The sequence below is a fragment of the Streptomyces sp. NWU339 genome (genome assembly GCF_003143855.1).
In the GTDB taxonomy this organism is placed as follows: Bacteria; Actinomycetota; Actinomycetes; order Streptomycetales; family Streptomycetaceae; genus Streptomyces.
In genome coordinates, this window is record NZ_QFRK01000094.1 from 1 (window position 1) to 13,223 (window position 13,223).

A 13,223-nucleotide genomic window follows, 5' to 3' on the forward strand; every position below is an offset into this window, starting at 1 on the left:
CACCGCCCCGCGAGCTGATAAATCCAGCAACTCGCCCATTCCTGGACGCGGTTGCCGCACCACAGCGAGCAGGGCCTGACGGCCGCCGGCCCGGAAAGCCCTCCACCACGTGCCCACCGACCGCTCGGACACCCCGAACAACTCCGCGGCCTGGCCATACGTCTTGACCTGCCCGGACTCCAGCGCCGCGACCACCCGCAGCCGCAGGTCCGCCTGTGCGGCAGGCGTCAGCCGCCGCATGTCCCCACTCTCGATCACACCCGATCAACGAGCAGGAAACCCATCAGTTTCGGCTCAATACTTGGTCACGGCTCCTGTCTGGTAACCCTCGGGTTTCGCAACCCACTCGGGGACATCGGGGTAGTCCGACGAAACGCCCATGAAAGAACACACTCCTGAGGTGATCGGTGACTGGACGGCGGGAGGGAGCGGACGCAACGGCCTCGGCCAAGCGGCAAGCGCGGTGGCGCGAGACGGCAGTGGTGCTCCGGGTCTTCCTCGGCCCGAGACCGGCCGGTGCGTGCGGATGGCCGGGCACCGGGTCGCGGCGGCGTCGGCGCGAGGGTGCCTCGATCGATCAACGGGGTCCCGTCCCCGTGCGGTTCGTTCGGACCGCTCCGTATCCTCTCCCGCCACCACCATGCCCACCTTCCGGGCACCATGAGCACGGAACCGACACTTCAATACCAGTTCCTTGCGATCGCCTCCTTGTTTCGCAGGCTCCATGACGGGCCCACCTGCCCATGCCCGCCGGTGAGGGGCCGGCAACAGATCCGTGGAGGTCGGCCACCGGCCGCCGGTCCTCGCCCATCACCAGGCGGCGGCCCTCGGGGCGGGTGGCTTCTTCCTCCCACGACGTTGGCGAGCCCGAGACGCAAGCAGGATGGACTGGTATCTCGCGCGCGTTGGGCCGGTCCCGGAAGTCCCGTGAGCACGCGACGGTAGCCGCGGCGGTCCGTACGGTCCCGGCCTTGGGGATCAGCGGTACAGCCAGTAACGGCAAGCCCTGACCACCGAGCCGTCGCAGCTCAGGGACCTCGCAGAACTTCGTCTCAGAACCCGCAGGTTTCGAGAGGTGTTCTGCGAGTGACGACCTGGGGGAACGCGTGCGGCCATGGTGCCGTCTGGCGCCTCTCTCAACTGGTCGTTTGCGAGAGGACAGAAGCGGAATCGGTGCTACCGCCATCCGCTGTCCCGTTGGTCCCCAACGTCGGACAACCTCGGCATGCTGACCGGCATGCTCCGCGGCGAGGTCAGCGAGACGTCCGACGTGAGGTCTGGGCCGCAGCCAGGAGATTGCGTATCTCGATGATGCTCGTGCCCGTGCGTTCGGCGATGCGGGCCGCCGACTGTCCGGCTTGGTACGCGGCGACAACCGCCGCGGTCAGCTGTCGGCGGGCCGCGTGGACTGCCGCCTGCGCCTCGCGCAGGGCCGCAGCTGCCGCCTCCAGGTCGTTGTCCTCGCTCGTCATAGCAGTCATCGTGCCAGCGGGCRCGCAGGGCCGGTACGGTGGGCGTGTTCCAGCACGAGGCAAGGGGTGGCGGCATGGCRGGCGAGACGCTGGTGACGGTGGTGGGCAACCTGACCGCCGATCCGGAACTGCGGCACACCGCCTCCGGCATCCCGGTGGCGGGTTTCACCATCGCGTCCACGCCCCGCGTGTTCGACCGCGAGCGCAGCGAATTCGTCGAYGGAGAGCCRCTGTTCCTGCGTTGCTCGCTCTGGCGACAGGCCGGCGAGAACGCCGCGCAGTCCCTCACCCGCGGCATGCGGGTCATCGYCACCGGACGCCTGCGGCAACGCACCTTCGATGACAAAGAGGGCATCCGTCGCACCACCGTGGAGATCGACGCCGAGGACGTCGCGGCCTCCCTGACCTACGCGACCGCCAAGGTCACCAAGACCTACCGCCAAGGCATGCCGCCCCAACGCGGCCCCGCCCCGGCGGCCGGACCGGTATCCGACTCCGCACAGCCGTCCCCGAGCGCGGCACCTGYCGAGCCGCACCCGTTCTGACCAGGGGYGCGGTCAGCCCCAGAAGGCGTGACGCGGATCGTCCAGAACGGTCAGGGCCTCGTCCAGTGACGAGACCGTCGGCAGGCGATCGCACGGATACCAGCGCCCGTTGCGATCCGCGCCGTCCACCTGCCACCCCTCATCAGTACGTCGCAGCCGAGCGACCCGACGCGAGGTCCACTCTCCGACTCCGTCCCACGGCGGTCGCTCCTCGGTGATCACAGCGGCGCTGCCCCGCACCGCACACCCCACCGCGATTTCCGCCTTCGCATGCGCAGGAATGCGCTGCTCAGCCCTGTGCCGTTCAGAAACGCGTCGCTGCAGCTCGCAGGGGGCCTGGCGATGCTCGAGGGCTCGCTGGGACCATGCCTGAGGTGATTGTCTCGCTGGTGTATCAGGTGACACGGAAGCTGCTGTCGGTCCCGGCAGTGCTGCCGCGTCGGCAGGCGGCCAAGAACGCCGAGCTTCTCATCCTGCGGCACGAGAACGCGGTGCTGCGCAGACAGCTCGCGCCTCCGGTGCGCTACGAACCGGTGGACCGCTTGGGGTGCGCGGCGCTGTCCTCGCTGATACCCGGCAGCGGTGGGCGAACGTGTTCCCGGTGACGTCGGGGACTTTGCTCGCGTGGCACCGACGGCTTGTGGCGCGCAGGCGGGACTACAGCAGGCGCCGGAGCAGGCCCGGCCGACCACGGACCGCGAAGGCGATCAAGGAGTTGGTGCTGCGGCTGGCCGCAGCAAACCCTCGCTGGGGCTGCCGCAGGATCCAAGGCGAGCTCGCCCGGCTCGGGCATCAGGTCGGCGCCTCCACGGTATGGGAGATCTTGACCGTTGCCGGCGCAGGCCCTGCACCCCGCGGAGGCGGGCCCACGTGGCGAGAGTTCCTCACGGCGCAGGCTGACGGCATCATCGCCTGCGATTTCCTGCCCCTCGGCCTGGTGGATCTCCGCCGGGTCTACGCGCTGGTCTTCCTCGAGCACGGCACACGCCGCCTGCACATCGCCGGCGTCACCGCTCACCCCACCGCGCCGTGGACGGTGCAGCAGGCCCGCAACCTCGCCGTCGATCTGGGCGTGCGCCTGGAGTCCCTGCGCTTCTTGGTCCGGGACCGGGACGGGTAGGTACGCCGACTCCTTCGACGCAGTCTTCGAGTCCGAGACCATTGAGGTCTTGAGGACCGCGCCGCGATCTCCACGGATGAACGCGCACTGTGAACGGGCCATCGGGACCCTGCGGCGCGAGGCCCTCGACCATGTGCTGATCTGGAACGAGCCCCATGCCCGGCGAGTGCTCGACGAGTACGCCCGGCACTACAACGGGCATCGCCCACATCAGGCCCGAGGACAACTGCCACCGCTCGCCGAACGGCAGCCCGCACCGGTCACCGACCCGAGCACCACGCGACTCCTACGCAGCCGCGTTCTCGGCGGCCTGATCAGCGAATACAGATACGTGGCTTGACCAGCAGAGACGAATATCCGAACGGCACAGGCACCACCGCCGTCAGCTGACAGGGACTCAAGCGCTGCACATCAGCCCGTACATACCTCTGCACTACAGCCCGTACGCCGACAACGGGCGACCAACGTGTGGTGCCATGTCGGCAGTGTGCCCGGCGTGACGGGGAAGATCTGCATGCAGTGACGGCGGGGATCAGCGAGGGCAGGGCCGCGCGCCACAGCAGGTCCGCGGATCCGTACCGCACGGGTGCATGGAGTTGGCGTCGCAACACCGCATCCTCGTGCCGCAGCACGAGCAGTTCGGCAGCCCGCGTCGTGTCCTGGCGCAACAGCACTGGCGGATCGGAGAGCAGACGTCGGGTCACCTGGCAGAGGAGCGGACACGATCACCCCAGGATGGTCGCAGACCCACGTGCGGAGCCATGGTCCTTTGACCAGCAGCGATGAGTAACCGAGCCCCACACGATCGGGCGTGCCTCTCACCAGCGTGGTGATGTCCTCCATCGCCGCCGCCAGGGCATGAAGCCTTAGAACGGCCCGGCCTCCTGTTCCTCGGTCAGCCCCGGAGTCATGGGCATCAGTGTGCCGGTTCGGCCAGGTCGCCTCGAACCGAGAGGTCGCAACATGGGCGCGCGTGTGCGGCAGCGGCGAGCTCTGGAACTGACGACGCCGAGAGCACATCACACGGCATGACACCGCGCCTTTACCGCGTGCCTGCGGACGGATACCGTCCGCCCTCTGGCGGACGCGCGTAGACATCCGCCATGATCTGCGTGCACCACCTGCACAGCCACCCCCCAAGGAAACCTGGCCCCCAGCAGGAAGGTTCGCCCATGAAGGCCGTGAAGGCTCTGAGGTTCCTGAGGATCCGCTCGGTCCTGATCGCTCTAGCCCTGGTCATCGCCCCCGGCGCCGCCGTCATCGGCACGGCGGGCGAGGCGTCCGCCGCCACGAAGATCAGCCATGCCACCGCGACCTCGATGTTCCGCGGGGTGGGCATCACCTGGTCGTCCTCCGGCAACTGCTCGAACCGCAACGTCTCGACATGCACGTCGTTCGAACAGCTCAACCTTGCCTCCGCCCAGGGCGCCCAGACCCTCAAGCGGGCCAGCGGCTGCGCCCTGAACGTCACCGGCGGCACCGAGACGGGCCACGCTTCTGGGACGTACTCGCACTGGAACGGCTACAAGCTCGACTACAGCAAGTACACGTGCCTCGGGAACTACATCAAGAACAACTTCGCCTACATAGGGGTACGCGGCGACGGCGCCCGGCAGTGGCGTTCCGGTTCCGGCAACATCTACGCCGAAGAGGGCAACCACTGGGACGTCACGTACTACAACTGCGGCGGCTGCTGAACCGTACCTCGCACACCCCGCAGCCACCGTTCGGCCCGTTGAGGGCGGGCCGAACGGTGGCCCCGCAAGCTGCGGCGGACGTACGACGAGATCCTGCGCACCTGCACCTGATGGGCGTCGCTGGTTTGTCAGTTGGGTGGCGTCATGGGTGTCACTGGCCGCGGACGGTTGAGCTGCGGTTTTCGCGTGGTGCCTGTCGTTTGTGTGGTGATGGTTGATGGCGTTGTGCCGGGCCAGATGGCGTGTCGTTCGTATGGGCGGTATAGGCGGTGTGGTCGGTGTCGGGCTCCGTCGGTGCGTCATCGCTGGTTGTGCGGGCCAGGTGACGACTCGCCCTCCGGCCCTCCGGCCCGGTGGCCTCGGCTTCACCGACACGGCCGGGGGCGCGCGACAGCATCACCGCCGCCTGCGAGCGAAGGGAGGCGATCGCCTCGGCCAGCCGGTCACGCAGGCCCGCATCCGCATCCCTTCCGGCTGCCGGCGGACCATCCGGCCTGCCCCGGCCGGTCGTCTCCGGGTCGCTCACGCGAGCCGGTCCGCCAGGGCGAGCACCACGGCAGCGGCAACGAGCACCGCTGAGCAGATGACCATCACGGCCCGGCCCCCGCCGTCCCGCTGGACGCCGGCGCCCAGGTCATCCCGCTCGGGCCGGGAGGCAGTCAGCCCGGGCGGTGCCGCATACGGCACCGCGTCATCGATGCGAGGATTCACGCCTGGACCAACGCGTGATGAGGGTTTCCGACACAGCACAACCGCCGTCATCACCCGTTCAGCCCACACGCTGGCCCCACAGCGGCGCCGCGCCCACCCGGGTCCGCGTGCGAGGGCCAGCCGCTTCGGAAAGGGGAACACATTCTCTTCCCCGCCTGGTGCCCTGGGCCCAACGGGGCAACAGGCGTCCGGGGGTGGTACGTCCCAGCCGGTCGGGGCCCAGCCTCCGGGCGATCTTGCTCGGTGTCCCTCAGGATGGTTCCCGGTTGCCCGGCCGCCCGGACGGGCCCGGCGGCAGCCGTTTCCACCTACGCGGCCCTCTGGCCGGCCGCTTGACCCTCAGGGAGCACCCCATGGCAGTGATGACGGACGCGCTCGTACCGGCGCTGGAGGACACCCGCCAGGCGCATGCGGCGCTCGCCGGCCGATTGCGGGCGGATGCGACCATCACGCCGCCCGGCCCGTATCGGCAGCTGCTCGAGCGCCAGGCGGACCACGTCCAAGACGGCCTCCAGCGCATCGAGCACCACGCGCGCGAGCTGCGACCCCGCGACATGGCCGGGAACACCGTGGATATGGCGCGGTTCCTCTCGCACAGCGCCGTGCGCACCATCCTGTTCCCGCTGACCATCGGATCCACGCTCGTGACGGACATGCTGCGCGGCCGGCAACCCCACGACGAGCGGCGGCTGCTGAAAAACGCCCAGGACGAGTACGCGGTCACCGCCCGGGCGCTGGCGGCCTGCCGGGCCGGGCAGAGCATCGCCGAAGAGGCCCACGACCAGCCCACCGCCGACCTGCTCGCCGCACTGCGCCGCCAGCACGAGGAACTGCTCGAACAACTGGAGGACAGCATCGCCCAGAACGCCCGGGCCGTGGCGGCCGCGGCCAACGGCTTCGTCCAGGAGAACGGCGGCACCTGGGCCGACGCGGCCGCCCGCACGCTGCGGGCCGCCGCCCACCGGGTGCACGACGTCGCGCAGACCGGCGGCCGGCGGGCCCGGGATGCCGCCGCGGGCGCGGTGCGCGAGATGCCCGAGCCGACCCGCATGGCCGAAAAGGTCCAGGGTGCGGTGACCCGGGAGGAGGAATTGCCGATCCCCCGCTTCAGCCAACTCAGCGTCGACGACATCCAGCAGCAACTGCGCACCCTCTCCCAGTCGGACCTGACGGTCATCGAGGGATACGAACGCACCCACGCCAACCGCCCCCCGGTCCTGGACGCCATCGAGCAGCTGCGCGGCAGCGAACCCTGGCCCGGCTACGACACCATGGACCCGGACAAGCTCACCGCCCAGGTGCAGAACGTCCCCGCCGGCATCGCCCGCCAGGTCCAGGAGTACGAACGACGCCACCAGCAGCGCCAGAAGGTCATCTCCGCCGCCGAAGCACGCACCACCCCCTGACGCGTACCGCGCCAGGGAGCGGAAGGAGGGTGCCGGGCCTGTTCGGGCGCTGGGGTCAGACGATGCGGATGTTCTCCGCCTGGGGGCCCTTCTGGCCCTGGGTGAGGTCGAACTCCACGTGCTGGCCCTCCCGCAGTTCGCGGTAGCCCTGCCCGGTGATGTTGGAGTAGTGGGCGAAGACGTCCGGGCCGCCGCCCTCCTGCGCGATGAAGCCGAAGCCCTTCTCCGCGTTGAACCACTTCACGGTGCCCCTGGCCATGCCGGTCTCCTTCGAGGGGGTTCGGGCCCGCACGGTGCTGCGGGTCCGGAGGTGATCGCCTGGTCCGGAGCGGGCTGCACAGCAATGCGCCCGCGGGCAAGGTGACCGCGGGCGAACGACTTCGGAACCACGACTGCTCTGGGGATCACGCTAGYYCCTTTGCGGGGGCACCGCAGGCCGAAACCCCGCCGGCCCCGTCGTGCGCCGGGGCGGGCGTACCGCGCCAGAAAGCGGACTCGGGCCGGCCGGCGACCGGCTCCAGGACCCCCACCGCGCAATTGTCTGATCAGCAGCGCCCCTGATCCCTTCGGGCGACTCCACTCCACAGCCTGCGTGCCTGCTCAGTGGGGTGCGCGTGGTGCACGCCAGGATGACCGGCATGGGCCACTGGGTGTACGAGTTCACGGGTTGTCCCGACTCGGGGGACTACCAGCAGATCGCGGATGCTGACGAGCCGGGCGAGGTGGTGCTGCGTGAACGCCCGCGCGGTCTGGGCATCGTGGACGGGTTCGTACGGGAGAGCGTCGACGACCTGCTGAGGGTGGCCCGCTTCCGGTGGGTGACCAGCGGAGACCCCTCCACGGTGGCGCCGGCGGTGCTGCAGGCGTCCGGGCCTGCGCCCCTCGCGCGGCGGGATGCGCGGCCGGTGCGTACGGGCAGCGCGCTGGACACCAGCGATTGCACATGAGGAGCTTTTCGAGCCCGCGTTTGAGGCCGCCTCCGTGGCGGGTTCTTCGGCCCCGGTCTCCTCGGCCGCGGTGGTCGCGGGCTCTTCGGTGCGATCTCTCGGTTTCGGGACTGTCAACGGACACGCTGAGAAGGGGCAGCACTTCGACAGCAGCGCGGGAGGCGGTTGAGCACTGCGCTGGGTTCGGATTCTGCACGAGTTTGGGTTCCGGCTCGCTTTCCGTGAACGGGACACCCTGGGTAAGGGAGYGTCGTCAAAGTGACACACCCCTGTCCCGCGGGGACGCCGGACGCGCGGTCGGCGGGCCCGGACGGCCGCGCGACGCAGGGGKCGAAAGGCTTGCGACGGCCCCGGGCYGGGCACCCGGAGCCCCGGAGCCGCGAGGGTCCCCGGCGGGACGCGGAYSCGACGGCCCAGCGAGCACCCGGGCAGGGRRAGAACGTGACGTTGCGCATCGGGGCGGAGGAAGAGTTCCACGTGCTGGACGCGGAGAGCGGCCGGCTGGTGCCGCGCGCCCGCGCCGTGCTGGACCGGCTGGACGGGCCCGGGTTCACCACCGAGCTGCAGCAGTCGGCGGTGGAGAGCAACAGCGGCGTCCACCACACCCTCGASGCCCTCCACGCGGACCTGGCCGGCTCCCGGCGCCGGCTGGACGCGGCGGCCTCCTCGCTGGGCCTGGCGCCGGTGGCCGCCGGCACCGTGCCGCTGGCCCGGCCGAGCCCCCGCACGGTCACCGCCAAGCGCCGCTACCGGCGCATGGCCGACGAGTACCGCAGGGTCGCCGACGAGCAGCTCGTCTGCAGCGCGCAGGTGCACGTCGACGTGCCCGACCGGGACACCGCSGTGCGCGCCCTGTGCCTGGTCTCGCCCTGGCTGCCGCCGCTGCTGGCGCTGTCCGCCAGCTCACCGTTCTGGCTCGGCGCGGACACCGGCTACGCGAGCTGGCGCACGATGCTGTGGCAGCGCTGGCCCACCGCCGGGCCGGCCGGCCACTACCCGGACGCCGCCGGCTACGACGCGGCGCTCAGGGAGCTGATCGGCTCGGGTGTCATCAGCGACCCCGGCATGGACTACCACGACGTGCGGCCCTCCGCGCACCAGCGCACGCTGGAGCTGCGGATCTGCGACGCCTGTCCGCGGGTGGAGACGGTGGTGCTGGTCGCGGGGCTCTTCCGGGCGCTGGTCCACGACGCGTGCGACCGGCTGGCCCGCGGGGGCGGCCCCTGGTGCGACGGCCACCACGAGTGGCTGCGGGCCGCCACCTGGCGGGCCGCCCGCTCGGGCCTGGAGGGCGCGCTGGTCGATCCGGTCGCCCGGCGCGCCGCCCCCGCCCGCGGGGTGCTGCACGGCATGGCGGTGCGGCTGCGCCCGGCGCTGGAGGCGTTTGGCGACTGGCAGCACGTGCACGAACTGCTCGCGCGGGCGCTGGCCGACGGCAGTGCCGCGCACCGGCTGCGGCGGGCGGCCCAGGCCGAGGGCCTGCGCGCCGGTGTCGCCCTGCTGGTCGCCGCRACCCGGGGCGCGCCCGTCGTGCGGGCCGCCGCGCCGGCCGGCCCCGCCCGCGGTGGCCGGGCCGGCCCGGCCACCGCGGGCGGGGCCGGCACCTGACGGCGCCGGCCGTTGCGCCGGGTCCGCAGGTCCGGCCCGCTTTTCCGCCGGCCGCCCGCGAGGCCGTCCGAGGGCGTGGTCCCGGGGGCCGGCCGGCCCGGGATGATCTCGTGGTTGATCGTGCCGGGGAGGGGGCGCCCGTGAACAGCGCGCCGCCGTCGTACCAGGGGCACCGGTACCCGGCGGAGGTGATCGCGCACCGCGTGGGGCGGTACGTCCGCTTCCCCCTGTCCTTCCGCGAGGCCGGGGAGTTGATGCCCGGGCGCGGCGTGCTCGTCTCCCACGAGACGGTCCGGTGCTGGGGTGTGAAGTGCGGGCAGGGCTACGCCCACGGCCTGCGCCGCCGGCGGCCGAGGCCCGGGGGACACGTGGCACCTGGACGAGGTCTTCAGCAAGCTCAACGGTGAGCGGACGTACCGGTGGCGGGCGGTCGACGCCGACGGCACCGTGCTCGACATCCTTCTCCAGGGCCGCCGGGACAAGGCCGCGGCCCGGCGCTTCTTCCGCCACCTGCTGAAGAAGACCCGCACGGTGCCCCGGGTGGTCACCGACAGGCTCCGCTCCTACCGGGCGGCCCACCGCGAGGTGATGCCCTCCGTGGAACACCGTTCCCCCAAGGGCCTGAACTACCGGACGGAGAACTCCCACCAACCCGCCCGCCGGCGCGAGCGCACCATGAAGGGCTTTTGCAGCGCCGGCGGAGCCCAGCGGTTCCTGGCCGCGTTCAGCGGCATCTCACCCCCACTTCCGGTCCCGCCGCCACCCGATGACCGCCACCGAGTACCGCGCCGGGATGATCACCCGCTTCGCCATCGGGGACCAGGCCACCGGCGCCACCGGCCTGCCCACCGCGGCGTGAGCGCGGAGCCGGAACCCGGCCCCACCGCACCCGGCACACCGTCAGGCACTCACACCCTCAACAACGTGACAACGTGTGCCGCTCGAAAAGTCGTCGGCGCAGGTGAGATTCGGCCGCTGGGAGCATGTCCGCGTGACCGTATCTCTGCTGTACCAGGTGGCCCGGGGGCTGCCGTTTGTCCCGGCGAGGCTGCCGCGCCGTGACACCACCAAGCACGCCGGGCTGCTCGTGCCGCGGCACGAGCACGCGGTCCTGCGTCGGCAGATCGCCGGCCGGTCCGCTCCGGGCCGGCCGGCCGGTTCCGGTGCGCCGCCCCGTTCGCGCCGATGCCCCGGCGACGCCGGCGCGAGGTCTTCCCGGTTACCCCCGCCACCCTGCTCGCCCGGCACCGCCGGTTCGTCGCCGCCAGGTGGGACTGCACCGCCCGCCGACGCCCCGGACGCCCACCCAGCCCAGCGGCAGTCAGGACGCTCGTGCTGCGGCCGGCCCGGGACAATCCGCGGTGGGGCGCCGGCGCATCCCAGGGGAGTTGGCCCGACTCGGGCCTCGGATCGCTGCCCTGGCGGCGGGGGAGGTCCTCCCCGCCGCGAGTGTCGGCYCGGCGCCGCGTCGTGCCGGCCCGACCCGGCGCGGGTTCCCGGCCGCCCGGGCTGGGGGCATTCTCGCGGCGGCTTTCCTCCGCTCCGGCACCGTGCTCGGCACGAGGCGGTAGGCGCCGGTGTTCCCCGGGCACGGCCCGAGGCGCCCGCGCCGCACCGGAAGTCACCGCCCGCCCGACCCGGGAGTGGGCCGGGCACCAGGCGCGGCATCTCGCCGCCGCCCTGGGGAGGCGCAGGGAGTCTTTGCGGTTCCTGGTGGGTGACCGCGACGGCACCTACGGTGCGGCGTGCGACGCAGTCTTCGCGGCCGGGGAGCTGGAGGTGCTCTTGAGCGCCCCGCGGGCTCCTCGGCTGAACGCCCACGGCGAGAGGATCCTTGGCAGCCTCCGCCGCGAGGCCCTCCACCGCGTCCTGATCGTGAACGAGGCCCATGCCCGCCACGTCCGGGCCGCCCGCCCACGGCACGACACCGCGCACTGTGCCCTCCCCGGGCCCGTCGCCGGCTACCCCTGACGCCGAGGAACGGTCCGGCGTCGCAGTGCACGCCCTCGACGTCCGCCGGGTGCTGCGGACCCGGCTCCTGGGCGGCGTGCTCGGCGAGTACCGCTGCACCGCTTGACCGGCGACGACGACCTTTCGAGCGGCGCAACATGCCTCCGGCGCGGCGCAGCTCCGCCGTCCGGCCCACCTGAACCAGATCCCCCCTTCGCGGCGGGATGCCGCCGGGCGCCTGTGCGTGGCCGCCACGTACAGGCGCCCGGCAGCGCACTTCCAACTCCTCACCAGCTGAGTGCTGTTGTCCGGCCACACGCATCACGCTGCGGACTGGCGTCCGGCCCGGCCGGTGTCACCGCGTCGGGCGAGGGAGTCAGGCCTGCGCCGGCGCCTTCTCGGTGTTCGTGGTCTCCGCGGCTCGGGTCTGTCAAACGAGCGGCCCTGTCTCACATTCGGTGGTGACAGAAAGTCGTGACGCGACGGACAGACCATCGATCACAAAGCCGCACCCATGAGGGCCGGGCCTGTCAAGGGGCGCAGACGGTCCCCGCCTGCGGCTTTCGGTGGGATGCCGGGGCGTTTTCCTCGTGGCTCTTCCTCGTGTCTGTCTGCGGGGCCGCCGCGTGGGAGGGGTCCAGTTGGAGCGCCCGGAGCCCCGCGAGGAACGAGCGGGGCGAGGACGAACGAGCTGGAGGCCGACGAGCGGCGGCCGACAATGGGGGCCGAGGAAGCGTCACGGATGTTCGCGGATACGGTCGTTGCGATCCCCGGAGTCCGTGCTGGTCGGCGGAGTGGTCTCACAAACACCCATTCGGCATCCGGCCGCACAGGCCGGCGCCATGACCATGGTGCGGGGATCCGGGCTGCTCAGTCAGGTCATCGAGCGCGGCCATCGGGCCGTCTCATGCAGCTTTGCGAGCTCACCCGGGGTCTGCGACCGCCCCTGGCGGTTGTCATCGGCTGCTGTCATCGCACCCCCTGTTGATCCTGCACGGCGCGCAGTAGGTGATAGGCACGCGTGAGCAGTCGGCGAGCCACCGCCGTTGTGGCGATCTTCTTGCCGCGGCGGTGGGCGAGGCTCTGGTAGGCGGCGGCGAATTCCGGCGACCGCTTCGCACTCTGCGCGGCCTCGCACAAGATCCACCGCAGCCAGGGCGMGCCCTGCTTGGAGATGTGGCCGTGCCGCACGGTTCGATCGGATCCGCGGACGGTGGGCGTCAGCCCGGCCCAGGCGGCGAGCTTGCGCGCGGAGGGGAAGCGGGTGATGTCCCCGACCTCGGCCACGATCATCAAGGCGGTGAGCGTGCCGACCCCCGGCAGCCGGGTGAGCGCCTTGACCTGGGGGTCGCCCCGCGCCTGCGCGAGCAGCTGCCGGTCGAGGGCGTCGATCGGCTCTTTGAGGACGTCCATCAGGCCCAGCAGATCGTCGATCACGCGACGGGAAACGTCCGGCAGTTCCAGGCCGCCCAGCCAGGCCCGCCCCGGGGCGGTGAAGCAGCTGCCGGGCCGGTCGCAGCCGTGGTCCGCCAGAACGGCGTGGACGCGGTTGCGCAGCCGGGTCCGCAGCCGCACCAGCCGGCAGCGGTGCCGCAACAACGCGCGTTGCTGCCGTACGTCCAGCGGCGCGATCCATGCCTCCGGCAGCAGATCCGCCCGCAGCAGCTGAGCYAGGGTCGCGGCGTCCACCTTGTCGTTCTTCAACCGCGCCGAGGCGATCGCCTTGCACCGCAGCGGATGCACCAGGTGCGGCTCAAAGCCGTAGTC

Annotated in this window: 12 protein-coding genes and 3 pseudogenes; 8 read left to right on the forward strand and 7 right to left on the reverse strand. The window is 71.7% G+C overall.

Annotated elements, in window-relative coordinates:
* Together DIZ27_RS42185 and DIZ27_RS42190 are read right to left on the reverse strand one after the other, a co-directional pair.
* On the reverse strand, nt 1-240 hold a 240-nt coding region (locus DIZ27_RS42185), incomplete at its 3' end, for a helix-turn-helix domain-containing protein (protein WP_146229109.1).
* 1,013 nt (nt 241-1,253) lie between these two features.
* Nucleotides 1,254-1,472, reverse strand: coding sequence for a hypothetical protein (locus DIZ27_RS42190; RefSeq protein WP_109383605.1), 219 nt, complete (start codon nt 1,470-1,472; stop codon nt 1,254-1,256).
* 74 nt (nt 1,473-1,546) lie between these two features.
* Between DIZ27_RS42190 and DIZ27_RS42195 the strand changes: the two are divergent.
* Nucleotides 1,547-1,918: pseudogene (locus tag DIZ27_RS42195) on the forward strand (single-stranded DNA-binding protein); the annotation flags it as partial.
* A 111-nt stretch (nt 1,919-2,029) separates the two neighbouring features.
* Here DIZ27_RS42195 and DIZ27_RS48605 read toward each other — a convergent pair.
* Entirely contained in the window at nt 2,030-2,422 is a 393-nt protein-coding gene (locus DIZ27_RS48605; protein ID WP_109383607.1) for a DUF3024 domain-containing protein, read from the reverse strand.
* Between DIZ27_RS48605 and DIZ27_RS42205 the strand changes: the two are divergent.
* Together DIZ27_RS42205 and DIZ27_RS42215 are read left to right on the forward strand one after the other, a co-directional pair.
* Nucleotides 2,392-3,477, forward strand: a pseudogene (locus DIZ27_RS42205) (integrase core domain-containing protein). The gene DIZ27_RS48605 and the pseudogene DIZ27_RS42205 sit on opposite strands and share 31 nt — an antisense overlap.
* Before the next feature lie 832 nt (nt 3,478-4,309).
* Nucleotides 4,310-4,834 (forward strand): hypothetical protein, encoded by a 525-nt coding sequence (locus DIZ27_RS42215; RefSeq protein WP_109383608.1) that lies wholly within the window; start codon nt 4,310-4,312, stop codon nt 4,832-4,834.
* A gap of 151 nt (nt 4,835-4,985) precedes the next feature.
* Here the strand turns inward: DIZ27_RS42215 and DIZ27_RS45395 are convergent, their stop codons facing one another.
* Nucleotides 4,986-5,360: a hypothetical protein gene (locus DIZ27_RS45395; RefSeq protein WP_146229110.1), complete on the reverse strand. Its 375-nt coding sequence runs from the start codon at nt 5,358-5,360 to the stop codon at nt 4,986-4,988.
* The gene (locus DIZ27_RS45400) at nt 5,357-5,545 is read right to left on the reverse strand and encodes a hypothetical protein (protein ID WP_146229111.1); all 189 of its coding nucleotides are present in this window, start codon (nt 5,543-5,545) and stop codon (nt 5,357-5,359) included. Before DIZ27_RS45400 ends, DIZ27_RS45395 begins: the two co-directional genes overlap by 4 nt.
* Before the next feature lie 353 nt (nt 5,546-5,898).
* Here DIZ27_RS45400 and DIZ27_RS42220 point away from each other — a divergent pair, with 353 nt between their 5' ends.
* Nucleotides 5,899-6,951 (forward strand): hypothetical protein, encoded by a 1,053-nt coding sequence (locus DIZ27_RS42220; protein WP_109383609.1) that lies wholly within the window; start codon nt 5,899-5,901, stop codon nt 6,949-6,951.
* A gap of 55 nt (nt 6,952-7,006) precedes the next feature.
* Here DIZ27_RS42220 and DIZ27_RS42225 read toward each other — a convergent pair whose 3' ends face one another.
* Complete coding sequence (locus tag DIZ27_RS42225; RefSeq protein WP_109383610.1) at nt 7,007-7,210, reverse strand: cold-shock protein; 204 nt, start codon at nt 7,208-7,210, stop codon at nt 7,007-7,009.
* 379 nt (nt 7,211-7,589) lie between these two features.
* Here DIZ27_RS42225 and DIZ27_RS42230 point away from each other — a divergent pair, with 379 nt between their 5' ends.
* From DIZ27_RS42230 to DIZ27_RS46655, 4 genes and pseudogenes are all read left to right on the forward strand, one after another.
* Complete coding sequence (locus tag DIZ27_RS42230; protein WP_109383611.1) at nt 7,590-7,898, forward strand: hypothetical protein; 309 nt, start codon at nt 7,590-7,592, stop codon at nt 7,896-7,898.
* Nucleotides 7,899-8,339: 441 nt separating this feature from the next.
* Complete coding sequence (locus DIZ27_RS42235; protein ID WP_109383612.1) at nt 8,340-9,506, forward strand: YbdK family carboxylate-amine ligase; 1,167 nt, start codon at nt 8,340-8,342, stop codon at nt 9,504-9,506.
* A 140-nt stretch (nt 9,507-9,646) separates the two neighbouring features.
* Nucleotides 9,647-10,365, forward strand: a pseudogene (locus DIZ27_RS42240) (IS6 family transposase).
* Nucleotides 10,366-11,207: 842 nt separating this feature from the next.
* Nucleotides 11,208-11,477, forward strand: coding sequence for a hypothetical protein (locus DIZ27_RS46655; protein ID WP_258308856.1), 270 nt, complete (start codon nt 11,208-11,210; stop codon nt 11,475-11,477).
* A 948-nt stretch (nt 11,478-12,425) separates the two neighbouring features.
* On the opposite strand, the gene DIZ27_RS42250 is transcribed toward DIZ27_RS46655, so the two are convergent.
* Nucleotides 12,426-13,223 (reverse strand): IS110 family transposase (locus tag DIZ27_RS42250; RefSeq protein ID WP_146229113.1); only part of this gene is annotated, 798 nt, incomplete at its 5' end.

Excerpts from the sequence above, each read along its gene's own strand:
- DIZ27_RS42215 (WP_109383608.1), top strand. The coding sequence starts at position 4,310 with ATGAAGGCCGTGAAGGCTCTGAGGTTCCTGAGGATCCGCTCGGTCCTG.
- DIZ27_RS42190 (WP_109383605.1), bottom strand. The coding sequence starts at position 1,472 with ATGACGAGCGAGGACAACGACCTGGAGGCGGCAGCTGCGGCCCTGCGC.
- DIZ27_RS42225 (WP_109383610.1), bottom strand. The coding sequence starts at position 7,210 with ATGGCCAGGGGCACCGTGAAGTGGTTCAACGCGGAGAAGGGCTTCGGC.
- DIZ27_RS42220 (WP_109383609.1), top strand. The coding sequence starts at position 5,899 with ATGGCAGTGATGACGGACGCGCTCGTACCGGCGCTGGAGGACACCCGC.
- DIZ27_RS42230 (WP_109383611.1), top strand. The coding sequence starts at position 7,590 with ATGGGCCACTGGGTGTACGAGTTCACGGGTTGTCCCGACTCGGGGGAC.